The organism is Psychromicrobium silvestre (genome assembly GCF_013408295.1).
Classification (GTDB): Bacteria; Actinomycetota; Actinomycetes; order Actinomycetales; family Micrococcaceae; genus Renibacterium; species Renibacterium silvestre.
The window spans coordinates 971,880-997,140 of the sequence record NZ_JACBYQ010000002.1; the positions used below are offsets into that span (position 1 = coordinate 971,880).

General features: G+C 60.4%; 17 protein-coding genes. 15 read left to right on the plus strand and 2 right to left on the minus strand.

Annotated features, from left to right (window positions below):
* The first annotated feature begins 2 nt into the window (after positions 1-2).
* Positions 3-314 (plus strand): pyrophosphohydrolase domain-containing protein, encoded by a 312-nt coding sequence (locus tag FHU41_RS12480; RefSeq protein ID WP_179389956.1) that lies wholly within the window; start codon positions 3-5, stop codon positions 312-314.
* A 189-nt stretch (positions 315-503) separates the two neighbouring features.
* Here the strand turns inward: FHU41_RS12480 and glgP are convergent, their stop codons facing one another.
* A complete protein-coding gene (gene glgP, locus FHU41_RS12485; RefSeq protein WP_179389957.1) occupies positions 504-3,110 on the minus strand; it encodes an alpha-glucan family phosphorylase in 2,607 nt (868 codons plus the stop codon).
* A 206-nt stretch (positions 3,111-3,316) separates the two neighbouring features.
* Between glgP and FHU41_RS12490 the strand changes: the two genes are divergently transcribed.
* The 9 genes from FHU41_RS12490 to FHU41_RS12530 all read left to right on the plus strand — a co-directional run bounded on the left by FHU41_RS12490 (position 3,317) and on the right by FHU41_RS12530 (position 18,223).
* The gene (locus FHU41_RS12490) at positions 3,317-4,723 is read left to right on the plus strand and encodes an extracellular solute-binding protein (RefSeq protein WP_246279611.1); all 1,407 of its coding nucleotides are present in this window, start codon (positions 3,317-3,319) and stop codon (positions 4,721-4,723) included.
* Positions 4,720-5,643 carry a carbohydrate ABC transporter permease gene (locus tag FHU41_RS12495; protein WP_179389958.1) on the plus strand — a complete coding sequence of 308 codons (924 nt, stop codon included), beginning with the start codon at positions 4,720-4,722 and terminating at the stop codon, positions 5,641-5,643. Before FHU41_RS12490 ends, FHU41_RS12495 begins: the two co-directional genes overlap by 4 nt.
* Positions 5,640-6,521, plus strand: a complete 882-nt coding sequence (locus FHU41_RS12500; RefSeq protein ID WP_179389959.1) for a carbohydrate ABC transporter permease — start codon at positions 5,640-5,642, stop codon at positions 6,519-6,521. The genes FHU41_RS12495 and FHU41_RS12500 overlap by 4 nt, the downstream gene beginning before the upstream one ends.
* A 119-nt stretch (positions 6,522-6,640) precedes the next feature.
* Entirely contained in the window at positions 6,641-8,722 is a 2,082-nt protein-coding gene (locus FHU41_RS12505; protein ID WP_425503308.1) for an alpha-1,4-glucan--maltose-1-phosphate maltosyltransferase, read from the plus strand.
* Positions 8,719-10,515, plus strand: a complete 1,797-nt coding sequence (treS, locus tag FHU41_RS12510; protein WP_179389960.1) for a maltose alpha-D-glucosyltransferase — start codon at positions 8,719-8,721, stop codon at positions 10,513-10,515. Before FHU41_RS12505 ends, treS begins: the two co-directional genes overlap by 4 nt.
* A complete protein-coding gene (glgB, locus tag FHU41_RS14915) occupies positions 10,515-14,288 on the plus strand; it encodes a 1,4-alpha-glucan branching protein GlgB (protein WP_246279612.1) in 3,774 nt (1,257 codons plus the stop codon). The genes treS and glgB overlap by 1 nt, the downstream gene beginning before the upstream one ends.
* 94 nt (positions 14,289-14,382) lie before the next feature.
* Positions 14,383-15,678, plus strand: coding sequence for an NtaA/DmoA family FMN-dependent monooxygenase (locus FHU41_RS12520; protein WP_179389961.1), 1,296 nt, complete (start codon positions 14,383-14,385; stop codon positions 15,676-15,678).
* A complete protein-coding gene (locus FHU41_RS12525; RefSeq protein ID WP_179389962.1) occupies positions 15,678-17,186 on the plus strand; it encodes an aromatic amino acid ammonia-lyase in 1,509 nt (502 codons plus the stop codon). The genes FHU41_RS12520 and FHU41_RS12525 overlap by 1 nt, the downstream gene beginning before the upstream one ends.
* A complete protein-coding gene (locus FHU41_RS12530; protein ID WP_179389963.1) occupies positions 17,183-18,223 on the plus strand; it encodes a PLP-dependent cysteine synthase family protein in 1,041 nt (346 codons plus the stop codon). The genes FHU41_RS12525 and FHU41_RS12530 overlap by 4 nt, the downstream gene beginning before the upstream one ends.
* A gap of 107 nt (positions 18,224-18,330) precedes the next feature.
* Here FHU41_RS12530 and FHU41_RS12535 read toward each other — a convergent pair whose 3' ends face one another.
* A complete protein-coding gene (locus FHU41_RS12535) occupies positions 18,331-19,020 on the minus strand; it encodes a FadR/GntR family transcriptional regulator (RefSeq protein ID WP_179389964.1) in 690 nt (229 codons plus the stop codon).
* 193 nt (positions 19,021-19,213) lie between these two features.
* On the opposite strand from FHU41_RS12535, the gene FHU41_RS12540 reads away from it, so the two are divergent.
* Genes FHU41_RS12540 through FHU41_RS12560 form a run of 5 tightly spaced genes read left to right on the plus strand, consistent with a single transcriptional unit; the run spans position 19,214 to position 25,033 of the window.
* Positions 19,214-20,746, plus strand: coding sequence for an amino acid permease (locus tag FHU41_RS12540; RefSeq protein ID WP_179389965.1), 1,533 nt, complete (start codon positions 19,214-19,216; stop codon positions 20,744-20,746).
* Positions 20,743-22,125, plus strand: coding sequence for a glutamine synthetase family protein (locus FHU41_RS12545; RefSeq protein ID WP_246279613.1), 1,383 nt, complete (start codon positions 20,743-20,745; stop codon positions 22,123-22,125). The genes FHU41_RS12540 and FHU41_RS12545 overlap by 4 nt, the downstream gene beginning before the upstream one ends.
* The gene (locus tag FHU41_RS12550) at positions 22,106-22,888 is read left to right on the plus strand and encodes a gamma-glutamyl-gamma-aminobutyrate hydrolase family protein (RefSeq protein ID WP_179389966.1); all 783 of its coding nucleotides are present in this window, start codon (positions 22,106-22,108) and stop codon (positions 22,886-22,888) included. Before FHU41_RS12545 ends, FHU41_RS12550 begins: the two co-directional genes overlap by 20 nt.
* Positions 22,885-24,261, plus strand: coding sequence for an aldehyde dehydrogenase family protein (locus tag FHU41_RS12555; RefSeq protein ID WP_179389967.1), 1,377 nt, complete (start codon positions 22,885-22,887; stop codon positions 24,259-24,261). Before FHU41_RS12550 ends, FHU41_RS12555 begins: the two co-directional genes overlap by 4 nt.
* Positions 24,254-25,033 (plus strand): 3-oxoacyl-ACP reductase, encoded by a 780-nt coding sequence (locus FHU41_RS12560; protein ID WP_179389968.1) that lies wholly within the window; start codon positions 24,254-24,256, stop codon positions 25,031-25,033. Before FHU41_RS12555 ends, FHU41_RS12560 begins: the two co-directional genes overlap by 8 nt.
* Positions 25,034-25,261: the final 228 nt, after the last annotated feature.

Sequence of the window (25,261 nt, forward strand, 5' to 3'; positions counted from 1 at the left end):
CTGTGGAAATACAACGTCTGCAGGAATCCCTCGAAGAAGTGTCTGTTCGCTATGCGGAAGTTTTCGAGATTGATCGCACGGAAACTTGGTTCGTACTGAAACTCCAGGAGGAACTGGGCGAACTGGTGCAGGCTTTCCTCGCCATGAAGGGGATGGCCCGCACTCGTGGCCGAACGGAGGAGGAGCTTCGGGGAGATTTTGCCCAGGAGTGCGCCGATGTGCTGGCTCATTTCTTGCTACTGGCCAAACATGAGGGCGTGGACCTGGAAACCGCGATTCAGCAGAAGTGGCTCAGCCGCCTAGAGAAGCCGTAAATCCGCTACCGTTTCCCTTTTCGGCGCCCCTACCAAGAGGTGCCGAAAAGGGAAACGGTAGCCGAAAATGGGCAAACGGCGCTGAAGTAGCTGAAACAGGCTGCCGGTGCGGAGCCGGTTGAAGCGACAGACATAGAAGGGGTCTCCCCGGTGACACCGGAGAGACCCCTTCGAAGCGTCGGAAACAGCTTAGGCGCTGGTGACCAAGCCCAGCTCCGCGCGATTGGCCAGAGCCGGGTTCTCCGGAAGCACCCGCACCGTGTAGCCGAAGCTGCCCGAGCGGTCGATGACCAGATCGCCGGTAAACAGGTGCCGCCCGTTGCCGAGGTCTTCCACCGGATGCAACGCCACCGAATCGGTATCGCTCAGCTCATCGGTATCCAAGGCTTTGCCGAAGGCTGCCTCTACCCGAACATCCGAGCTGGAGAGCCCGTCCAAGTTCACATAGGCGCGTACCGTGAGGGTATCGCCAATCTGCGGATCCTCGGAGACTCCCACCGAATCGACGTGTTCCACCGCGAGAATAGGCCAAGCGGCGGTAACTTTCGACTTCCACGCAGCCAGCACCTTTGCCGCAGCGAAATTATCGGCAACAATGGCTCGCCCTGCAATGGCAGCCGGTTCGTAGAGTTTGTGCACGTAGTCGTTCAGCATCCGCTCGGCAGAAACCGCCGGGCCCAGGGTAGCTATGGTGTGCTTGATCATCGAGATCCAGTGCGTCGGCAAATCGGAATCCGGTTCGGTCGAAGCGCCAGCGGCTCCCGCTGCCTCGGAGGTTCCACCTACGCCGTAGAAGCGGGGAGCAACCTGATCCTCCAAAAGCTCGTAGAGTGCGGCAGCCTCGATGTCGTCGCGTTCTTCGGCGCTGGCCCCATTATTGGCCGTGGGGATTGCCCAGCCGTTTTCGCCGTCGTACATCTCATCCCACCAGCCGTCTAGCACCGAGAGGTTGAGCCCGCCATTGATCGCGGCCTTCATGCCCGAGGTTCCACAGGCTTCCAGTGGTCGCAGCGGGTTGTTCAGCCAGACATCGCAGCCCGGGAACAAGGTCCTGGCCATCGCGATGTCGTAGTTCGGCAGGAAGGCAATGCGGTGCCTCACCTCGGGGTCGTCGGTGAAACGGACCAGATCCTGGATCATTTTCTTACCGGCATCGTCCGCGGGGTGCGATTTGCCGGCAATGACCAGCTGGATCGGGTGCTTTTCATCCAGCAAGAGTGCCTTGAGCCGGGCAGGATCACGCAGCATCAGGGTGAGTCGCTTATAGGTGGGCACTCGCCGAGCGAAGCCAATGGTCAGCACATTGGGATCCAAAATGGAATCCGTCCAAGCCAGCTCGGCATCAGCGGCGCCGCGCTTCTTCCAAGAGGCGCGTACCCGCCGACGCACATCGTCGATCAGGGCCGAACGTAGCTCGCCCCGCAAGGACCACAATTCAGCATCCGGGATCTGGTAAACCTTCGACCAGTCCGGCTGGTCCAGCAAGCTTCCGCCGGAGCGCTCGATCACGAGCTCGCTGACCTTCGGATCGACCCAAGTGGGAACGTGCACACCGTTGGTGACCGAGGAGATCGGGACCTCGGAATGATCGAAGCCCGGCCACAGCCCGGAGAACATCTCGCGGGAAACCACGCCGTGCAGTTTGGCCACGCCATTGGCGCGCTGTGCCAGCCGCAATCCCATTACGGCCATGTTGAAGACCGCTGAGTCGCCGCCGTCGTAGCTCTCCGAACCAAGAGCCAGAATGTTCTCCACCGGGACGCCCGGAGCTAGCCCGGCTTCGAAGAAATGTTGGATTTGGCTCTTCTGGAACCTATCGATACCGGCTGGGACCGGGGTATGGGTGGTGAATACCGTCGATGCCCGGCCAGCGGCCAGCGCCTCGTCCCAGCTCAGTTGCTTGGTTTCGATCAGTTCGCGGATCCGCTCGATGCCCAGGAAACCGGCGTGACCTTCATTGGTGTGGAACACCTCGGGAGCCGGAACGCCGCTGAGTCGCTGGTAAATCCGCAGCGCCTTCACGCCGCCCATGCCGAGCAGCAGCTCTTGCTGCAAGCGATGGTCGCCGCCGCCGCCGTACAGCCGGTCGGTAATAGCGCGGGCCGCATCGTCGTTGCCGGGGACATTGGAATCCAGCAGCAGCAAGGGGACCCGGCCGACGTCGGCCCGCCAGATCCAGGCGTGCAGTTCACGGCCGTCGGGCAAGGGCAAGGTGATCTGGGCGGGTGTGCCGTCTTCCTCGCGCAGCAGGGTCAGCGGCAAGCCATCCGGGTCGAGCACGGGATAGGTTTCTTGCTGCCAGGCGTCACGGGAGAGGGATTGCTTGAAATAACCAGCCTGGTAAAGAAGTCCGACGCCGATCAGCGGCACTCCGAGGTCCGAGGCGGCCTTCAGATGGTCACCGGCAAGAATGCCGAGGCCTCCGGAGTACTGCGGAAGCACTTCGGTAATGCCAAATTCGGGGGAGAAGTAGGCGATGCACTTCGGAGCTTCTTCGCTCAGGCCCTGGTACCAGCGCGGTTCCTCCAAATAGCCTTGCAGATCCTCGGCCGCCTTGCGGACGCGCTCCACTACCTCGGAGTCTTCGGCCAATTGCTGCAATTGCTCGCGGCTGACCGAACCGAGGAAAGTGACCGGATCGTGGGCGCTTTCATCCCAGATCTGCGGATTTAGGGAGGCGAAAAGCTCACGGGTCGGCAAGTGCCAGGACCAGCGGAGGTTGGTGGCGAGTCGTGCCAGAGGCGCAATCGACTCGGGGAGAACGGTACGGACAGTAAATCTGCGGATGGCCTTCACGCTGATAACGGTAGCGGAGATCAGCGGCGGTTGGAATCCTTTTGGTTATATGACGCGTAAACGCTTGCGCACACGGCGTGTCGAAACTAGCCAGCAAACGGGGAAGGAATTTAGCACTGGAAGTTTCTCTGGAAGTTATTGGAAGTGTCTCGATTAACTCCAGGCTGTCAGTGAGGATGGTTAGGGTGGCAGAGAAGATGCCAACGATGACGATGGAGATTCTGTTGAATATTGCGAGCGGCAGTATCGACAAAAGAACGCTGCGCCGACGTACTTTCCTGGGCGTCGTGGCAGCAAGCAGTTTCTTGCTGCCCGCCCTGAGCGGCTGCACCAGTAGTCCGGCGAACACGCTGCGGATTGCCTACCAGCAGTGGGGCTCCGGAAAGGTGATGGAGAACTTCCTAAGCAGCATTAGTGGCCAATTCCGGGCCAAACATCCCGATCTTCAGATTCAGCTAATCCCCTTGGTGGCTGCCGAAAATGACTACTTCACCAAAAATGAGCTGATGATGTCCAGCGACAGCACCACTCCGGACCTGGTTTGCGAGGATACCTTCATCCTGAAGTCGGACGTCGCCGCTGGTTACCTTCAGCCCCTCAACCAGCGGCTGGAGGGCTGGCAGCCCTGGAATGAGGTCTTCGACTCAGCCAAAACCGCGGTCACCGGAGAAGACGGCAAGGTGTATGGAATGCCCACCGGCACTGATACCCGGGCACTCTGGTACAACTCGGAGCTGCTAGCTAAGGCTGGCCTGCCGATGCCTTGGCAGCCGAAGGACTGGACGCAGCTACTCAAGGATCTACGCAGCTTACACAAGGCGTTGCCGGAGGTGATCCCCTTCAATATCTTCTCCGGCAAGGCGCAGGGCGAGAAAGCCTCCATGCAGGGTTTCGAGATGCTGATGTACGGCACCGGAGACACACTTTACGACGGCGACCGCAAGAAATGGCTGACCGGTAGCCAAGGCTTTATCGACAGTCTGGACTTTGTGCAGAAGATCTACCAGGAAAAGCTAGGTCCGCCATTGAGCCGGGCCCTGGACGCCAATCTGACCGAGACCGTCTACTCGGACTGGTTGCCCAAGGGCGGTCTGGCGGTGGCTCTGGACGGGGGCTGGATCAGCAATAACTGGGTTCCTGGTGCCCCAGCGGAGTGGCCGGAGTGGTCGAAAGTGATGAAACAAGCCAAGATGCCAACCCAGAAGGCTCAGGCCCCGGGGTACACCACACTGTCCGGCGGTTGGTGCTGGGCTATTCCAGCCAGAACCAAGAAGGCGGACTTGGCTTGGGAGTATTTGCAGACCATAGCCACGACGGCGAATATGACTGCTTTCAATATTGCGGATAACGGGGTGGCAGTGCGCAAGGACGTGGCCGCGCAGCCCAAGTATCGCAGTTACACCCCGACCATTCAGTTCTTCACCTCATTAGTGGAAGGAGCCACCTTCCGCCCGGCGCTGGCAGCCTATCCGCAAATCTCGGCCTCCATCCAGCTCGCCATGGAGAAGGTAATGATTGGCGGCAGCACGCCGAAGCAAGCGGCGCAAGATTACGACGAGCAAATCACTAAGATCGTCGGTGCGGATCAGGTGATGGGAGCGAGTGGCCGATGAGTACGAGTACCCGGCTGCTGAGCCAGGAAGTCACTCCGAATCGATCCCGGCCCGGCCGGACGCTGCGCAGGGCGCTTCCGATTCTGCCCGCCGTGCTCCTGTTGTTGGCCTTCATGGCAGGTCCCATTCTCTATAGCGTGTACCTGGCCTTCACAAACAGGGCGCTCCGCGGGGAGGGTTCGGCCAGTACGGAATTCGTTGGGCTGGGTAATTTCGGGGCGGCCTTCGGCTCGGCAGCATTCTGGAATTCGGTACTGCTGACCCTGATTTTCACGGTGATCTCGGCGGTGATCGGGCAGAACATCCTGGGGATGGTGTTGGCTCTTTTGATGCGCTCGGCGAGCAAGATCGTTAGCACCCTCACCAGCGCCATTATTGTTGCCGCCTGGATACTGCCCGAGGTAGTAGCCGGTTACCTCTGGTACACCTTCCTGGGGCAACAGGGCTCATTGAACGATATTCTCGGGTTCCTCGGTTTGCCCGCTCAAGACCTGTTGATCAGTTTTCCGATCCTGGCGGTGTCTTTCGCTAATATCTGGCGGGGCGCAGCCTTCAGCATGCTGGTCTACCGCGCCGCACTTTCCCAAGTTCCCACCGATATTGACGAGTCCGCGCAACTCGACGGAGCCGGTGCTTGGCGCCGCTTCTTCTCCATGACGCTGCCCATTATTCGGCGTTCGGTGTTGACCAACCTGATGCTGATCACTTTGCAGACGCTTTCCGTCTTTGGGCTGATCTACATTATGACCGCGGGTGGTCCCGGGGCAGCTAGCCAGACTCTTCCGCTCTTCATGTATGAACAGGCATTCAGCTTCGGTCAACTTGGCTATGGCACTGCCGTCGCACTGATCCTGCTCGCCATCGGGGGGATCGCCTCCCTGATCTATCTGAAGCTCTTGCCAAAGGAGGACAAACTATGAGTAGCCTGTCCACCCGAGTGAATCAAGACGTCGAGCGCCCCACGATGCGCGCTCGCCGCCCGCTGAGCGTCGAAAAGGTAGTGACTAGCCTGATTCTGCTGCTGATCGCGGCCATCTTCTGCGTGCCGCTGCTCTGGGTACTGTTCGCCTCGATCAATCCGCAGGCCAGCTTGGCGGTGGAATGGCCAGAGCAGCCCAGCTTGGAAAATTTCTCAGCCATTATGAACACCAAGACCACGTTCCGGCCGATTCTGAACTCGCTCCTGCTCTGCGGCGGGGCCACCTTGCTTACCGTGGTCTGTGCTGCGCTCGCGGCCTACCCGCTTTCCCGTCATCGTTCGCGCCTCAAACGTGGCTTCCTGCTGACCATAATCTTCGCCACAGGTCTGCCAATCACCGCGATTATGATCCCGGTTTACGCGATGTTTGTTCAGGTCAATCTGATCGATTCGCTGCCCGGGGCAGCCCTCTTCCTGGCGGCTTCCGCACTGCCCTATGGCATTTTCTTGATGAAGAACTTCATGGATGCGGTACCGAGGGAAATTGAGGAGAGCGCTTGGACCGAGGGTGCCTCCACCTTGCAAGCCTTGCGCTGGGTGGTGTTGCCCCTAATGCGGCCCGGTACTGCGGTGGTCACTATCTTCACCTTCGTGAGCATGTGGGGTAATTTTTTCGTGCCCTTCATGCTTCTGCTCTCGCCGGATAATCTCCCGGCATCGGTCAGTCTTTACACCTTCTCCGCCCAGTACGGACAGGTAGCTTACGGACAGCTGGCTGCTTTCTCGCTGGTCTATTCGATGCCCGTCGTGGTGCTCTATCTGCTGATGGGGCGACGGCTGGGGACCGGCTTCACCGCCGCGGGCGGGCTGAAAGGCTAACCGAAAGGTTAACCGGGTGAGGGTGATAGTGGGTTCGGCAGCACGGTTGAAGAAATGAGTTCTTGAAACATCATGGTCTTGCATCGCAATCGGGACGCATTCTCGCTAACGTGTGGACTGTGACTACAGAGCAAGCAGCGCCTCAAGGACGAGCCCTCGCAGCGGCCAAGAAGAAAGCCATCACTTCGAGTGTGCTTTCGGAAACCACTGTTGGGCGGATACCGATTGTCGAGGTTTCTCCGGTGATTGAGAACGGTACCGTTCCGGCTAAGGCGATTCCTGGTTCCGAACTCGAGGTGGCGGCCACGGTCTTCCGGGAAGGCCACGACCTGCTGGGAGTGGAAGCGGTGCTGCTGGACGCCAAGGGTAAGGAACGCCAACGCGTCCGGCTCAGTCCGCTCGGAAATGGGACCGATCGTTGGCAAGGGCGGCTCTCCCCGGACAAGGTTGGGCAGTGGTCCTTTGCGATCGAAGGCTGGTCGGATTGCTACGCAACCTGGCAGCACAATGCCGAGGTAAAAATCGCCGCCGAGGTCGATGTCGAGCTGATGCTCGCAGAAGGCGCCGCGCTACTAGGTAAGGCAGCCGGCGATGGCGCCCGCTCAGTTCGGGATCAGCGCAGCTTAAGAGAAGCCACCGCCGCTCTCGCAAACCCAGAACTCGGCGTGCTAGCCCGGCTGGGTGCCGGCACCAGCGCGGAGGTGCGGGCCGCCGTCGCCCGCAATCCGATTCGTGATTTGGTGACCCGCAGCGCCAAATACCCGATTGAGGTAGAGCGGGAGGCCGCGGGCCGCGGTTCTTGGTATGAGTTCTTCCCGCGTTCCGAGGGTGCTAGCAGGCATCCTGAAACCGGGGAATGGACCAGCGGTAATTTCCGCACCGCAGCGCACAGCCTGGACCGGGTGGCCGCGATGGGTTTCGACGTGATCTATTTGCCACCCATCCATCCGATCGGTGAGGTGAATCGAAAGGGACCCAATAACACCCTGGTCGCCGGGCCACAGGACCCGGGCTCGCCCTGGGCCATCGGTTCCAAACAAGGCGGGCACGACGCGATCCACCCCGAGTTGGGCAGCTTCGCGGACTTCGATGCCTTCGTCGGCAGAGCCAAAGAACTGGGACTTGAGGTGGCTCTGGATCTTGCCCTGCAGGCTGCGCCGGATCACCCCTGGGCGAGTGAGCATCAGGAGTGGTTCACCACCCGCTTGGACGGGACCATTGCCTATGCGGAAAACCCGCCGAAAAAGTACCAAGACATCTACCCGCTCAACTTCGATAACGACCCCGATGGCCTGAGCAAAGAAGTCCTGCGGATCGTGCTCCTATGGATCAGCCACGGCGTGAAAATCTTCCGGGTGGATAACCCTCATACCAAACCGCTCTGGTTCTGGCAGTGGCTGATCGGTAAAGTGCGTAAGAAGCACCCCGAGACGGTTTTCCTAGCGGAAGCCTTCACCGTGCCCGCGATGATGCACGCCCTCGGTAGGGCTGGCTTCCAACAGTCCTACAGTTACTTCACCTGGCGGAATAACAAAGCAGAGATCGAAGAGTACTTCCACCAGGTAAGCCATGAAACGGCAGCTTTTTACCGACCTAACTTTTTCGTCAACACCCCGGACATCCTGACCGAGTATCTGCAATACGGTGGTCCGGCCGCCTTTAAGATCCGCGCGGTCTTAGCCGCCATGGGCAGTCCGCTCTGGGGCGTCTACGCCGGCTACGAGCTCTTTGAACATGTCGCTCGGCCCGGTGCCGAAGAGTACATCGACAATGAGAAATATGAGTACAAGGACCGTGATTTTGAAGCCGCGGAGAAATCCGGTCGCTCGCTAGCCCCGTTCCTGACCAAGCTCAACCAGATCAGACGAGAGCATCCGGCGCTGGGTGAGTTGTCGAATCTAACTGTCCATGCCACCAGTGATCCCGCTACAGTAGCGTTCAGCAAACATAAGACCAGCGCAGCCACCGGAGAAAAGGACACCGTGATCGTGATCGTCAACGTTGACCCGCACAGTGTGCGCGAAGGCGTCGTCTACCTCGATCTGTCCGCCCTGGAACTGGATGGTTTCAACCCGGACGGCACTTTCACCGTCGACGAGCTTTTAACTGGCCAGCGCTGGCAATGGAACAACGAAAACTATGTGCGCCTAGACGCACACCTCGAACCCGCCCACATCCTTCACGTTAGGCGTTCTGCATGAGCATTTCCTCCGGCCACTTCAGCATGAATGCCCCAGGCCTCCAGCATGATCCGCATTGGTACCGCAAGGCGGTCTTCTATGAGGTGCTGGTGCGCGGGTTCAACGACGCCAACGGCGACGGTTCCGGCGATTTCTCGGGCCTGATCGAGCGGCTGGACTATTTACAATGGCTCGGTATCGATTGCCTGTGGGTGCCGCCGTTCTTCCAGTCACCGCTGCGCGACGGCGGCTACGACATCTCCGATTACTACCAGGTGCTCGACGAATTCGGCACCCTCTCCGACTTCCAACGGCTGGTCTCCGAAGCGCATGCGCGTGGCGTCCGGGTGATCATCGATCTGCCGGTCAACCACACCTCGGATCAGCACGCCTGGTTCCAGGCTTCGCGGGAGGACCCGGACGGACCGTACGGAGATTTCTACGTCTGGAGCGATACCGACCAGAAGTATGAAGATGCCAGAATCATCTTCATCGATACCGAAGAGTCCAACTGGACCTTCGATCCGATTCGACGGCAGTTCTTCTGGCATCGTTTCTTCAGCCACCAGCCCGATCTGAACTTCGAGAACCCCAAGGTGATTGAAGCGATCTTCGACGTGGTGCGGTTCTGGCTGGACCAGGGCATCGACGGGTTCCGGGCGGATGCCATCCCTTACCTTTTCGAGGAAGAGGGCACCAACTGCGAGAACCTGCCCGGGACCCATAAGTTCCTGCGCGATCTGCGTGCCATGGTGGAGCGGGAGTACCCGGGCCGTATCATCATTGCGGAAGCGAACCAGCCGCCCCACGAGGTGGTTGAATATTTCGGCACCGAAGAGGAACCGGAATGCCATATGGCATTCCACTTTCCAATCATGCCCCGGCTTTTCTACGCCTTGCGGGATCAGAAAGCCGCTCCGATCATTGAAACCATGAAGGATACCCCGGTCATTCCGGGCGGCGCTCAATGGGGTACCTTCCTACGTAATCACGATGAACTGACGCTTGAGATGGTCACCCCGGCAGAGCGGGAGGCCATGCTGGGCTGGTATGCCCCGGATGCCAGGATGCGCGCCAACGTTGGCATCCGACGTCGGCTGGCACCACTGCTGGATAACTCCCGTGCCGAGATTGAGCTCATCAACGCCCTGCTGCTAGCACTGCCCGGTAGCCCTTTCCTCTACTACGGCGACGAGATTGGGATGGGCGAGAATATCTGGCTCACCGACCGTGACTCAGTGCGTACCCCGATGCAGTGGACCCCGGATCGAAACGCCGGTTTCTCCAGCGCTGACCCAGGGAAGCTTTACCTGCCGGTCATTCAGTCGCTTGTCTACCACTTCAACCAGGTCAATGTGGAGGCTCAGCAGGCTCATTCCTCCTCGCTGCTGAATTGGACCCGACAGATTCTCAGCGTGCGCAAGGCACATACAGCCTTCGGCCTCGGCGGTTATCAGAATGTGGAAGCCAGCGCGGAGCCGGTTCTTGCCTTCCTGCGGGAGCTGCCGGAAGACAATGTTGAGGGCGAGATGGGCGAAGCCGTGCTGTGCGTTTTCAACCTTTCGCAGCATCCGGTAGCCGCGCAGTTGCGACTCCCGCAGTATGCGGGCCGGGGCTTGCGGGATGTTTTCGGCGGCACTCCATTCCCGAGCGTGACGGACGACGGGTCGCTCACCCTGACCTTGGGCAGCCATGATTTCTATTGGCTCAGACTTCGCTCCGAAGCCTCCAATTTAGCGTCTCCCTTGACTCAATCGATGCCCATTATCGCGGCCCCGAGCGGACCGGCAGCCCCCGAGAGGTCTATGCCCTGATGCCCATCCTCAAGCCCAGTATTCCCGAACTGCTGCAGGACTGGTTGCCCTCCAAGCGTTGGTTCCCGGCCAAAAATAGGTCGGCCACCGATCCGGAGGTGAGCCTACGTCGAGCGGGAGGGTTCCGGCTTGAGGATCCGGCGGGGGAGGTCGGGCTGGAAGTTCATTTGGTTGCTGTGCAATCGGCGGAGCGGGTGGACGTGCTGCAGGTTCCCCTGAGCTACCGGGCCGAGCCGCTGGTGGACGCCGAGGCACATCTGGTTGGTATCACCGAGCATTCGGAGTTGGGAAAACGCTGGGTTTACGACGGCGTGCATGATCCAGTTTTTGTCGCGGCTTGGCTGGATTTCCTACACCGTCAATCAAGTGCCGCCGACGGGGTAACCAAAGCCTTTTCCAGCGCGGAGTTCCAGGCTTCCCGAGAGTTAGACACTACGGCCAGGATCAGGGTGGTGAGCGCGGAACAGTCCAATAGCTCGGTGATCATCAGGAACCGTGAACTACCGGTGATCCTGAAGTTCTTCCGAGTGCTGGCCGCCGGTACCAATCCGGATATCGAGGTCGGACGAGCGTTGACAGCCGCCGGTAGCCTGGACTCGCCAAGGCTGCATGGTTGGGCGCAGGGTAGCTGGCAGCTCAGCCCGGACCGGATGGTGGAAGGCAGCCTTTGCGTGCTCCACGAGTTTGTTGGCAAGGCACAGGATGTTTGGGAGCTTGCCGTCGGCAAAGCCAAGGAAGCTGTTCTGCTAGAAGAAAAACCAGGAGAAAAAGCAGAACAACCGGCGCAGGGCGATGAGTCCGAGCCAGCCAGCCAGCCCGTGGAAACCGGGCAGCCAGTGGAAACCAGCCACCCCGAGCAAACCAGCCAGTCAGCAGAGGCCGGAGCCGAAGATCGCGGGGACTTCACGGCTGAGGCTGCCGAACTCGGTAGGGTAACCGCACGCTTGCACCGAACCATGCGCGAGGCTCTGGGGGAGACTCCTTTGGGTGAAGCGGAGCGCCAGGACTTTCTCTCCACCCTGGCCGAGCGAATCCGTTGGGCCTGGTCTCAGGCTGGTGCCGCCGTCGGGCCATATCAGGCCAAGGTAGAGGCCCTGTTGGCAGGCTTGGAGCAGGTTGCCGATGTGCCTGCTCTGCAAAGAATTCACGGCGATCTGCATCTGGGCCAACTGATCCGTGCGGAACAGCCGGTGCGCTGGCTGGTGCTCGATTTCGAGGGTGAACCGTTGCGCCCGGTATCGGAGCGTTCCTTGCCTGACGTGCCGCTCAGAGATGTGGTTGGGCTGCTTCGTTCCATCGATTACGCGGCGGCTAGCGCCGGATTGCTAGGTGCGGAGGGCGCTGCTTGGGTGGCGAAGACAAGTGCCGCCTATCTCGATGGTTACCGGGATGCCGGGGAGTCGATGCTCGGTGGCGTGGACTCGCCGCTTTTCCACGCCCTTTGGCTGGATAAGGCGCTTTACGAGGTGGTGTACGAACTTCGTAACCGCCCGGATTGGCTTCCGGTTCCGGTCGCCGCAGTACGCAGGTTGTTGGATGCTACGGAAGAGGCCCCGATGAACACCGCAGTGAACCCGGCGAATGGGAAGCAGCCGATTCAGGTCGATCAGGAGACCCTGGAACGCGTCGCGGCGGGGGCACATCACGCCCCGCACGCCGTTCTTGGCCCGCATTTCGACAATGCCGGGAACCTTACGATCCGCACCTTGCGGCATTTGGCCGAGAAAGTGCAGCTGGTCACCGCAAGCGGGAGCACCGAAATGCAGCACGAATACGGTGGTATCTGGACTGCGTTGGTTGAACCCGAACGGCCCGGACACGCCCCCGATTACCGGATTCAGGTCAGTTATCCGGATGGCTTTGAGGCGACCCTAGATGACCCCTATCGTTTCTTGCCAACACTCGGTGAGATGGATCTGCATCTGATTGGCGAGGGCAGGCACGAAGAGTTGTGGAACGTACTCGGTGCGCATCGGCATAGCTACCCCTCTCAGCTAGGCGAGGTGGACGGGGTGAGCTTCGCGGTCTGGGCACCCAACGCCCAGGCGGTGCGGGTCAAGGCTGATTTCAACAACTGGGACGGACGGCAGCATGCGATGCGTTCGCTGGGCTCCTCGGGGGTCTGGGAACTTTTCGTCCCGGAGGCCGAGGCGGGCAGCCGCTACAAATTCGACATCTTGGGCCGTTCCGGGCACTGGCAGGACAAGGCCGATCCGATGGCTTTCGGCACCGAGATCCCCCCGCTGACCGCATCCAGAGTGGTGCACTCCGAATACCAATTCCAAGATAGCGAATGGATGTCGGCGCGGGCTCAGCGCGATCCGCATAACTCCCCGATGAGCGTCTATGAGGTGCATCTGGGTTCCTGGCGGCCGGGACTGAGCTACCGGGACCTCGCTCGGGAACTGGTTGAGTACGTCCAATGGATGGGATTCACTCACGTCGAGTTCATGCCCGTGGCCGAGCACCCCTTTGGCGGTTCTTGGGGTTACCAGGTGACCTCTTACTACGCTCCGACCTCGCGCTTCGGGCATCCCGACGAGTTCAAGCATCTGGTCGACGCCCTGCATCAGGCCGGTATTGGTGCCATCATGGATTGGGTTCCCGCGCATTTCCCCAAGGATGAATGGGCCCTTGCTCAATTCGACGGCGGGCCGCTCTACGAACATTCTGATCCGAAGCTGGGTGAGCATCCCGATTGGGGCACCCTGATCTTCGATTTCGGCCGCTCCGAGGTGCGGAACTTCTTGACCGCCAACGCCTTGTACTGGCTGGAAGTTTTCCACCTCGACGGCTTGCGGGTGGACGCCGTTGCCTCGATGCTCTACCTGGATTATTCGCGTGAAGAAGGGCAGTGGAGCCCCAACCGACTGGGCGGCAGGGAGAACCTGGAAGCGATCTCCTTCCTGCAGGAGATGAGTGCGACGGCGTACAAACGGTCCGGCGGGATTGTCACCATTGCCGAGGAGTCCACTGCTTTTCCCGGGGTTACCGCGCCAACCGATCAGGGCGGACTGGGCTTCGGGTTGAAGTGGAATATGGGCTGGATGCACGATTCGCTGGCCTTCATCTCCGAGGACCCGGTGAACCGCAGCTGGCATCACGGCACCGCGACCTTCTCCTTGGTGTACGCCTTCACCGAGAACTTCTTGCTACCGATCAGTCATGACGAAGTGGTACATGGCAAGGGCTCCATGTTGCGTAAGATGCCCGGCGATCGCTGGCAGCAGCTAGCCAATCTGCGCGCCTTCCTGGCTTGGCAGTGGGCGCATCCAGGTAAGCAACTGATCTTTATGGGCACCGAGTTCGGCCAGGAAGCCGAATGGAGCGAGCAGCACGGCTTGGATTGGTGGCTTGCCGATATGCCCCCGCATCGCGGCTTGCAGTTAATGGTCCGGCAGCTCAATGAGATCTACCGAAACACCAGCGCGCTCTGGGAACAGGACAATGCGGGCGGTGGCTTCGAATGGATCAACGCAAACGACTCCGAGCACAATGTGCTCTCCTTCGTCCGCTGGGACAGGGCCGGACACCCGCTAGTCTGCGTGGTTAACTTCGCCGGAAACCCACACTATGACTATCGGGTCGGACTGCCCTTTGCCGGGGAGTGGCGGGAAGTGCTCAATACCGACGCTGAAGAATACGGCGGTTCCGGGGTCGGTAATGGTGGCCAGGTCCAGGCGGTGAGCGAAGGCTGGGACTCCCGGCCGGCGTCGGCATCACTGACCCTGCCCCCGCTCGGGGCGCTCTATCTGACGCCTGTCCGAAGCTGAGACGAAGCGGGCATTTGTAACGCCAGATGACCTAGGGTGACGCCAGGTGAAAACCTGCTGTGCCCCGATCCACGCGGGCTCCTATAGTCGGGGAATGTTGCATTTCGGATGGTTTGTGGGCCACGGTTTCGGCGTTCAGGGTTGGGGAACTCCCGGTTATTCCTTGGGGTATGACTGGAAGCGCCCGCAGATCTATCAGGAAGCGGTCCGGCATTTCGAGCGTTCCGGACTGGACCTGTTCATCATCGAGGATTCACTCACCGTTCCCGATACCTATGGCGGCAGCGCCGAGGTGTCCTTAGCCCAGGCTTCCTTCGCCCCCAAGCATGACCCGCTGGCCCTAGTGCCCTACTTGCTTTCGGCCACCGAGAATCTGGGCATCGTGCCCACCGTCAGCGCATCCTTCTACCCGCCCTTCACCGCGGCTCGCCTGCTGGCAACTTTGCAGCACTTCTCCGATCGGCAACTGGGCTGGAACGTGGTGACCTCCGGCAGCGATCTGGCCGCGCAGAACTATGGCCTGGATCAGCAGATCGAACATGACACGCGCTACGAAAAGGCGGAGGAGTTCGTTGACGTGGTGCGCAAGTTATGGCGCAGCTGGCAGCCGGAGGCGATTGTCGAAGACCTCGAACGCGGAATCTACGCCGATTATCGCAAGGTGCAACCGATTAACCATCAGGGTGAGTTCTTCAGGGTTCGCGGACCGCTCAATACCGCTCCGCTACCGGAGGAACCGGTTTTGGTTCAGGCCGGAGCCTCGCCGCGCGGTCGAGCCTTTGCGGGCGGCCACGCCGATGTTGCCCTGGCCCTGGCCAGAGGGGTGGAGGGCATGCGCGCTTACCGCGACTCCATCCGGGCCGAGGCGGTGGCCAGCGGCCGCCAGCCCGACGACGTCAAGGTACTTTTCGTGCTCAAGCCCACCGTGGTTTCCTCCCGGGCGGAGGCGGAAGACCTGCGCGCTCAACGCGAGGCGCTCAGCCAACGTGACATCGATAGCCAGCTCAACTCGATTTCCTACCTATCGGTGATCGACTTCAAGAAGTTCGATCTGGATGAGCCGCTGCCAAAGCTCAGTACCAATAGCAATCAGGGGACCCTGGAGCATTTCGCTTCGGCCGCTCCGCAGGGCTCCACTCTGCGTGAGATTTTGAAGCGACGCAGCGGCGGCGCGGGAGACAGCATCATCGGTACCCCGGAGGAGATTGCCGATTATCTAGAGGAGACCGGTGAAGCGGTGGGCGGTGATGGTTTCCTGTTTTCGGGCTTCGTTGACCCCAGCACCGTGCACGGGGTACTGGACCGGCTGGTACCGGTGTTGCGCCGTCGCGGTTTGCTGCGTACCAGCTTCGGTGCGGGTGGGTTCCGGGCGAATCTGCGGGACTTCTAATGACTTGGGTTTTGGGGAACGCGCCTCTTTCGGCCCGGGACTTCGCCGCTCTCGTGCGGAACGCGGATCACCAAGTCGAACTCGATGATGCAGCTTGGAAACTCGTCCGCCGTTCCCGCGAATTGGTGGATCAGGTAGCGGCTTCGTCGGAACCCGTCTACGGCTTGAACACCTTGCTCGGTTCGGGTCGGAACACCCCGGTTTCTGCCGAGAAACTACTGGCCTATCAAGTTCAAGTGGTCCGCTATCACGTGAGCGGAATCGGACCGTTCTTGGATCGTGAGCAGAGCCGGGCGCTTATGCTGTCCCGATTGGTGGGTTTTGCCCGTGGGGGTTCCGGGGTACATCCGGACACTGTCGAGTTCTACCGGCAACTCTTCAATCGCGGGGTGCATCCGGCGATTCCGCGTGATGGGTCGGTGGGGTCCTCGGACCTGACTCAGCTGGCCGCGCTAGCTAGTGTGGTGATTGGGGAAGGGCAAGCCTTCGACGCCGAGGGCGAGTTGGTACCGGGTGCGAGGGCGCTCGCAGCTGTTGGTTTGGAACCATTGGTACTGCGTCCGTTGGAAGGACTGGCGTTGATCAGCGCCAACTCCTATTCGGTCGGGCTAGGAGCACTCGAACTGCTTCGTTTGGATCGGCTGGCCGAGTTCGCTGATGTTGCTCTGGCCCTTTCCCTCGAAGCCATCGGACGTTATCAGGACAGTGCGGCGTTGAGCGCGTACTCGGCGCCCGTTGCGGAAGCGAGGCGACTGCCCGGGCTCGCTGCGAGTAGTTCTGCTGTCCGGGAATTGCTCGCGGGAAGCTATCTGCAGAACCCCAACCGCAGCTCAGGAGTGCAGGATGCTTTGTCTTTCCGTTCGGCGCCGCAGACTCATGGAGCGCTACGTGCCCAGATTGAGGCTCTCGCGGAAGCTCTTGAGGTAGAGCTGGAGGGACGCAGCGATAATCCGTTGGTTGATGTGCCGAGCGGGAGATTGATTTCCGGTGGGAATTTCCAGGTCCTGCCGCTCGCGCTGAGTTTCGAATCCCTGCGATTGGCTCTGGGGCACCTCGGAATTATCAGTGAACGGCGGATTGCCAAGCTGTATCCGCCCCAACGGCTGATCAGGCAGGCCGCGCTCGCTGCCACAGAAGGGGTCCCCGAAGCGGAGGAGCTGCCGGGGCTGCTCTGGTACTCGGCGGCTGGATTACTGGCTGAATTGAAGGCGCTCGCTCAGCCGGTCACTCTCGGCGCTCCGAGTCTTTCGGACGATATTGAAGATCACTCGACGTTGGCACCGCTGGCCTTGCAACAGTTGCAGCGGTCGGTAGAAGTGGTGGAGAAATTGCTCAGCATTGAAGCCTTGACTGCGGCTTTCCTCATCTTGGCAGATACGGCCGAGCGTCCCCTGGGAGCGGGGACCGCCGTCGTCGTGCAGCAATTAGCCCCGCTATTAGCCGCCCGCCTACCCGCCAGCGCACTTGTCGACGAAGCGCGCAGTTTGTTGTTTGGAGGCATTGGATGACTATTTCCCTGCAACCGGAGCGCGAACTCCAGGCACTCACCTCGGTGGGAAACACTCCCTTGCTCGAAATTCAGGGATTGGCGCTGCCGCAGCGAGTTTCGCGAAGTCGGGTGTTGCTCAAACTGGAGTCGGCTAATCCGGGAGGTTCAATCAAGGATCGCACCGCGCTCAGCATGGTGCAGATGGCAGAGGCCAGTGGCGAACTGCTGCCTGGTGCCACCATCGTGGAGAGCAGCTCGGGAAACACCGGTGTTGGTCTGGCCCTGATCGGGGCGTTGACGGGGCATCCGGTACTGATTGTCACCAGCCAGGACATCTCCGCGGAGAAGCTCGAAGCCCTGCGGCGGTACGGTGCCGAGGTGATTTTCGCCGATTGGGAGGCCTCAGCGGACTCCGCGGAAAATCCACGTGCCGTGGCGGAGCGGATGGCAGCTCGGATCCCCGGAGCTTGGCGGCCCAAACAATTTGATAATGCCGCAAATCCGGACGCTCACTACCGGGGTACCGGGCCGGAGATCTGGCGTCAGACCGGCGGAAGGCTGACGCATTTCGTGGCTGCGGTGGGTACCGGTGGTACGGTCAGCGGCACCGGAGCTTTTCTGAAGGAAGCAAGCTCTGGGACGGTCCGGATAATTGCAGCCGATCCGGAAGGCTCCGTGTATTCCGGCGGTGAGCCGGGGCGAATCAGCGTCGATGGGGTGGGGAACACCTGGCCGAAGGAACTCTGGCCAAGTTCCTTCAACCCTGGGGTGGTGGACGAATTCCGTCGGATTGGCAACGGCGAGACTTATACGGTGCTGCACTTCCTGCGTAACCGGCAGGGGCTTTTGCTAGGCCCGTCCTCGGGGCTGGCGCTCGCTGCGGCGCGAAGGGTTGCGGCGGAGGCTCCCGATGGTTCGGTGATTGTTGCGATTGCTCCCGATACCGGCAGAAACTATCTCAGCAAGGCCTTCAACCCACAGTGGCTAGCCGAGCAAGGCATCCAAATAGATCCCCACCTCCCATCCCTACCGAACCCAGCCACCCCCGCTTCTTAACCCAGTTGTCCCATTGGGTGTGACCAGAGTGGCAGGTGTTACCGATTCGGCTGCACTTCTGTCACATCTGCACCACCGAGTGGGATAGCTGGGTTAAGTTTTTCGGGTTAGGCCAGGAAGCCTCTGAGGAGTGCCGCGGTGCCTTCTAAGTGATCGGTGGCAACCGCTCTCGCCCTTTCGGCGTCACCGTGCAGAATGGCTTCCACCAACTCAAGGTGCTGTTCATTGGAGTGCCCGATATTGGCTGGGATCAACGGAATCCGGTCCAGTAATTCATTGATTTTGCTCCGAATATCCACCACGGCATCCAGCAGCATCGCCGAGCCGGTGGCTTCCGCGATGGTCAAGTGTAAGCGCGAATCCAGTGGACGGTAGTTGGCCGCCTGCGCCTCGGAGGTGGCGTGTAGACAAGCGATCAGTTCCTGCCGAAGCTGCGGGCTGAGCGTGGCCTTAGCCGCTAGCTCGGCGGCTGCGGGTTCGACTACGCCGCGATAAAGCAGCACATCTTCCACTTCGGTTGCGCTCAAGGGGACCTTTCCGGAGGCGTGTAGGGGTGTGCTGCTGCTGACAAAATTGCCGCCATAGCGACCCCGTTGGCTCTCAATATAGCCAGCTTCTACCAGCGCCTTGAGCGCTTCCCGCAAAGTTGCTCGGGAGATTCCCAATGCCTCGGATAGCTCACGTTCCGGGGCTAGCCGCTCACCGGCCGGGAAAACTCCAAGCTTGATGTGTTTGAGCAGATGCTCCACTGTTTCTTCGAAGGCATTCCCCACTCGGACCGGCCTCAGTACCGTCATATCTACCTCCTTAGCAGCCCTATTGTTTCATGCCCAGACCATTGAGAGCCTCGGAAGCCAGAAATATTCCATAAAAGTATTGACTTAATCATCGCCGTGATTGAGGCTGACTGAAACACTATGGACTGAAAACGATCCATTAAATGAGTTGTCAATAACCTGGCTGTTCGCAATCACTAGGGAGACGAGTCTGATGAGCACTGAAGTAGAAGACGCCGATGCCGCCAGCCTGGCGGAGCTTGGCTATAAACAAGAGCTACATCGAGGCCTCTCCGGCTTCTCAAATTTCGCGGTCTCCTTCTCGATCATCTCGATCCTGGCGGGCTGCATCACCTCTTATGCCATCGCGCTGCGTTCCGGGGGGCCAGCCGCGATCAACCTGGGTTGGCCAATAGCCGGTGTTTTCGTGCTCTGCGTGGCGCTCGCCATGGCGGAAATCTGCTCCCGCTATCCCACCGCAGGAGGCCTCTACTTCTGGGCCGGACGCCTCGCCAAACGAAATAAGCGGCAGTGGGCCTGGGGTGTGGGCTGGTTCAACTTCCTCGGTGAGATCGCGGTTACCGCGGCCATCGAGTTCGGTTGTGCCACCTCACTTATGGCGCTCGCCGCCCTGATCTGGGGCATCGAGCCAACGGCGCTGGCCACCTTCATCCTCTTCCTGGTCTTGATGGTGATCCACGGCGTGCTGAACAGCGTTGGCGTTACTCTGGTCAGCTTCCTCTCCAATGTCTCCGCCTGGTGGCACATTTTCGGGGTGGCGATTATCGTCGTCGTACTCTGGCTGCTGCCAACCAGCCATCAGAGCTTCAGCTGGACCATGACCGCCTGGCACAACGAAACCGGTTGGTCCTTCGCGCCCTATGTCTTTGTGATGGGCTTGCTGATGGCGCAGTACACCTACACCGGCTATGACGCCTCAGCGCACGTCGCGGAGGAAACCCGGAATGCCTCGGTGGCCGCGCCCAAGGGCATTGTGATGAGCGTGCTGGTTTCCATTATTGGCGGCTGGATTCTGCTCTACAGCCTCACGGCTGCCATCCCGGATAACAGCGAAGCAGGGCTTTCCGCGCTGCTTGCTTCGGATACCGGCCTGCCACCGGCGCAGATCCTACTGGACTCGCTGAACAACCCGACGGTGGCCAAGCTGCTGCTGGGTATTATCGTCGGTGCTCAGTTCTTCTGCGGCCTAGCCTCGGTGACCGCAAACTCCAGGATGAGCTACGCCTTCTCCCGGGATAACGCACTGCCCGGCTCGCGGATATGGGCCAAGGTCAATCCCCGCACCGGCACGCCAACCAACTCGATCTGGCTGTGCATCGGGGCTGCAGCCGTGCTTGCTAGCCCGGCACTGTTCAATACCACCGCATATCTGGCGGTTACCTCGGTTGCGGTGATTGGGCTCTATGTTGCTTATATCGTGCCGGTGTTCCTGCGCAGACGGAATAAGGACTTCGTCCCCGGACCCTGGAACCTAGGCCGTTGGAGTGCGCTGATTGGCTGGATTGCAGTGGTCTGGGTGGTTTTCATCTGCATCCTGTTTGTGCTGCCGCCTGTCGCTCCGATTACCGCGGAAACCTTCAACTACGCACCTATTGCAGTGATCGCGGTCGGAGTGCTGGCGATAGTGCTCTGGTATGCCAGCGGGAAGCGGAAGTTCATGGCCTCCAGCGAGGAGAGCGAGCACCTGACCAAGCAAGTCGATGAACTATTGGAAGAGGGCAAATGAGCCAGCTGAAAATGAGCCAAGACAATCAAGGCAAGCTCGACGTCGAGCAGTTGCGGGCCGCTGTCGCTGACGGTTCGGTGGACACCGTGATTGTGGCGATCACCGACCCTCAGGGCCGTCTACAGGGGAAACGGTGCGGCGCTCGCTACTTCATGGAGGAGGTGCTGGAGCATGGTGCCGAGGGCTGTGACTACCTGCTCGCCGTGGACGTGGAGATGAACACGGTGGAAGGTTATGCCAGCTCTTCCTGGGAATCCGGCTACGGCGATCTGCTGATGAAGCCCGATCTCAGCACCCTGCGCTGGGTGCCTTGGCTGCCGGGCTCGGTATTAGTGCTCTGCGATGTATTGGATCTCGGCGGCGCTCCGGTGGCACCTTCACCCCGGCAGATTCTCAAGCATCAATTGGAGCGACTTGCCGCGCTCGGTTTGAAAGCGCAGGTCGGCACCGAGCTGGAGTTCATTGCCTTCCAGGACTCCTTCTCGGAGGCGCGAGCCAAGGGCTACCGGCAGCTCGATCCGGCCACTGATTACAACGTGGACTACTCACTGCTGGGTACCTCCGGCTTGGAGCCTTTGATTCGCGATATCCGCCTGGGCATGGAGGGCGCCGGGCTCTATGTTGAGGCTTCAAAGGGGGAGTGTAATTACGGCCAGATGGAGGTCGGCTTCCGGTATGACGAAGCCTTGCAGAGCTGCGATAACCATGTGATTTATAAGACCGGCGCCAAGGAAATTGCGGCCCAGCACGGACAGAGCCTGACTTTCATGGCGAAGTACAACGAACGTGAAGGCAACTCCTGTCATATCCATCTGAGCCTGTGGTCTACCGACGATAAGCCTGCGCTCGCGGGCAGCGGTGAGTACGGTTTCAGCCCGCTGATGGAGCAGTATCTGGCCGGTCAGCTGGCCTGTCTGCGGGAGTTCAGCTATTTCCTGGCACCCAATATCAATTCTTATAAGCGCTTCGTGGAGGGGAGCTTTGCACCCACCGGGGTGGCCTGGGGGCTGGACAACCGCACCTGCGCGCTCCGTGTGGTCGGTCACGGAGCCTCGCTACGCGCCGAGAATCGGGTGGGCGGCGGCGATTTGAATCCGTATCTGGCGGTGGCTGCCTTGATTGCGGCCGCCATTCATGGCATTGAGAACTCGTTGGAACTGCCGCCTCCCACCGCGGGGAACGCCTATGCGGCGGAAGCGGAGCAGATGCCCACCACACTGCGCGAGGCACGCGGCCTGCTGGCGGAATCCGAAATTGCCCGAAAGGCTTTTGGGGACGAAGTGGTTGATCACTATGTCAATGCCGCGACGATCGAATTGAAGGCCTTTGACGCGGCAATCACCGACTGGGAGAAGATCCGTGGTTTTGAGCGGCTCTGATCCGAAGCAGCCGCGACGGCCAAAAATCGGCTTGACCACCTACTACCAGGAAGCTTCCTGGGGGGTCTGGTCGGAAGCAGCGGCTCTGTTACCCGCTGCTTATCCGGATCGAGTAGTGGAGGCCGGTGGCACCCCGGTGTTGCTACCGCCATCGAAATCGGGACCGACAGATACCAGCGTCCTGGAGCTGCTGGACGGCCTGATCGTGGTGGGCGGTTCTGACGTAGATCCGGAGAATTACGGGGCGCAGGCCCATCCGGAGACCAAGCCGATGCCCTACCGGGACGACCATGATCTGGCTTTGACCAAGGCCGCGCTGGAACTGGGGCTGCCGCTTTTTACGATTTGCCGGGGTACTCAGATCCTTAATGTGGCACTCGGTGGTGATTTGATCCAACATTTGCCGGAGGCGATGCCCGGGGTGGACTACCAAACCGCGCCGGGCGTCTATAGCCAGGCCGAATTCCGCACCCTGGAGGGTTGCCTGAGTGCCAGCCTGCTCGGTTCATCGGCGACCGCGCCGGCCTATCATCACCAGGCTTTGGGCCACTTGGGAGAAGGGCTGCGAGCCACCGCCAGCACGGCTGAGGGAGTGGTGGAGATCGTAGAGAGGGAAGGGCTCGGCTGGCTACTGGGGGTGCAATTTCATCCCGAGCAAAACCCGGACGACCTGCGTCTCTTCCGCGGATTCGTCGAAGCGGCGCGCGAATACAGTACCGTCAGGGATGCCGACGTGAATCGACCAGCCAGGAAGGCCGTATGAGTACCATTCAGCTGATAAACCCCGCCACCGCGGAAGCCTTTGAAGAGGTAGAACTTTTCGACCTCGCCGCCACCGATGCTGCTATCCAGCGTGCGGCGCAGGCCTTCCCCGGCTGGCGGGCCGTCGCGCCGGGCGACCGCGCCCGGCTGCTCCGTCGCTTCGCCGATCTGGTAGATGGGGATCTGGAACATCTGGCGCAACTGGAAGTCCGGAACTCCGGGCATACGATTTCCAACGCGCGCTGGGAAGCAGGCAATGCGCGGGACGTGATTGAGTATTACGCGGCCGCCCCGGAGCGTCAGCTCGGCGCGCAAATCCCGGTGGCCGACGGCGTGAATGTCACCTTCCACGAACCGCTCGGCGTGGTTGGCGTGATCGTGCCCTGGAATTTCCCGATGCCGATTGCCGCCTGGGGTTTCGCCCCGGCCCTGGCCGCCGGGAACACCGTGGTGCTCAAGCCTGCCGAACTGACCCCGCTGACCGCGATCCGCTTGGCCGAACTGGCCCTGCAGGCGGGAATCCCGGACGGCGTGTTTCAAGTGCTGCCGGGGAAGGGCTCGGTGGTTGGTGAGCGTTTTGTTAGCCATCCCGCAGTGCGCAAGGTGGTGTTTACCGGCTCGACGGCGGTCGGCAAGAGGATCATGGCGGGCTGCGCTGAGCAGGTCAAGAGGGTCACTCTGGAGCTTGGCGGCAAGAACGCAAATATCGTTTTTGCCGATTCCGATCTGGAGCTGGCGGCCGCCTCTGCCCCCGGCGGCGTTTTCGATAACGCCGGCCAGGATTGCTGTGCACGGTCCCGAATCTTGGTGCAACGCAGCGTTTATGAGAAGTTCATGGAGTTGCTGGAGCCCGCGGTCAAAGCCGTTTCGGTGGGAGACCCGGCGCTTGAATCGACCGTGATGGGTCCGCTCATCTCGGCAAACCAGCTCGCTACCGTCTCTTCTTTCCTGAACGACGAGAGCCAAGTAGCCTTCCGGGGTAGCGCTCCGCAAGGACCGGGTTTTTGGTTCCCACCCACCGTGCTCGCTCCGGTGGCGGAGAGCGATCGGGTGAGCCGAGAGGAGATCTTCGGCCCCGTCGTCGTCGTGCTGCCCTTCGAGGATGAGGCCGACGCGATCCGACTGGCGAATGATAGCGATTACGGTCTCTCCGGCTCGATCTTCACCGAAAATCTTGGCCGCGCGCTGCGAGTGTCCCGAGCCGTGGAATCCGGGAACCTTTCGGTCAATTCGCATTCTTCGGTGCGCTATTGGACTCCCTTCGGCGGCTTTAAGCAGTCCGGGCTGGGCCGCGAATTGGGCCCCAATGCACTGGATGCTTTTACCGAGACCAAGAACGTTTTCATCTCCTCGAAAGGAACAAACCATGACTGAGATTGTCTCCAACCGGCTCAAGGATCGCGCCGCGGTGATTACCGGTGGAGCCTCCGGGATCGGCCTGGCCACCGCGCGCCGCTTCGCCTCGGAAGGTGCCAAGGTGGTGATTGCCGACGTCGACCCGGCCTCGGGGGAGCGGGCCGCGGAAGAGGTGGGCGGCAGCTTTGTTCAAGTGGACGTGACCAATGAGGAACAAGTCAAGGCACTTTTTACGCGAACCAAGGAGCTCCACGGAAGTGTCGATATCGCCTTCAATAACGCTGGCATCTCACCGGCCGATGACGCTTCGATCCTAGAGACCGGCATTGACGCCTGGCGTCGGGTGCAGGAAGTGAATCTGACCAGCGTCTATTACTGCTGCAAATATGCCTTGCCCTATATGCAGGAGCAGGGCAAGGGCTCGATTATCAACACCGCCTCTTTTGTGGCCGTGATGGGAGCAGCTACCTCGCAGATTTCCTATTCCGCTTCAAAGGGCGGCGTGCTAGCGATGTCGCGGGAGCTGGGCGTTGAATTTGCCCGGCAGGGTATCCGGGTCAACGCACTCTGTCCTGGACCGGTAAACACGCCCCTACTCAAGGAGCTCTTCGCCAAGGACCCGGAGAAGGCTGCCCGTCGTTTGATCCATGTTCCGTTGGGCCGTTTCGCGGAGCCGGAAGAGATTGCCGCTTCGGTTGCCTTCCTGGCGAGCGACGACTCTTCGTTCATCACGGCCTCGACCTTCCTGGTGGACGGTGGAATCTCCGGCGCCTACGTCACTCCGCTCTGAGTGAGGCGCTTCAGCGGGGTGGCCCCGAGTTCTAGCGGATTTTTGGGAGTTCTCGGGTGGAGTTTGTGTTCGCGGAAACCTGGTGGTACAGTTAATTCCCGCGCCAAGGTACGAAATATTCGTTCCGAAGACGCGAATCCAACGCTGAATGGTCCCTTTAGGGAACCATGAAGCATCTCGAAAATCGAGTTGAAAACGCCGGTGAAACCGACGATTTGACAGAGAGAA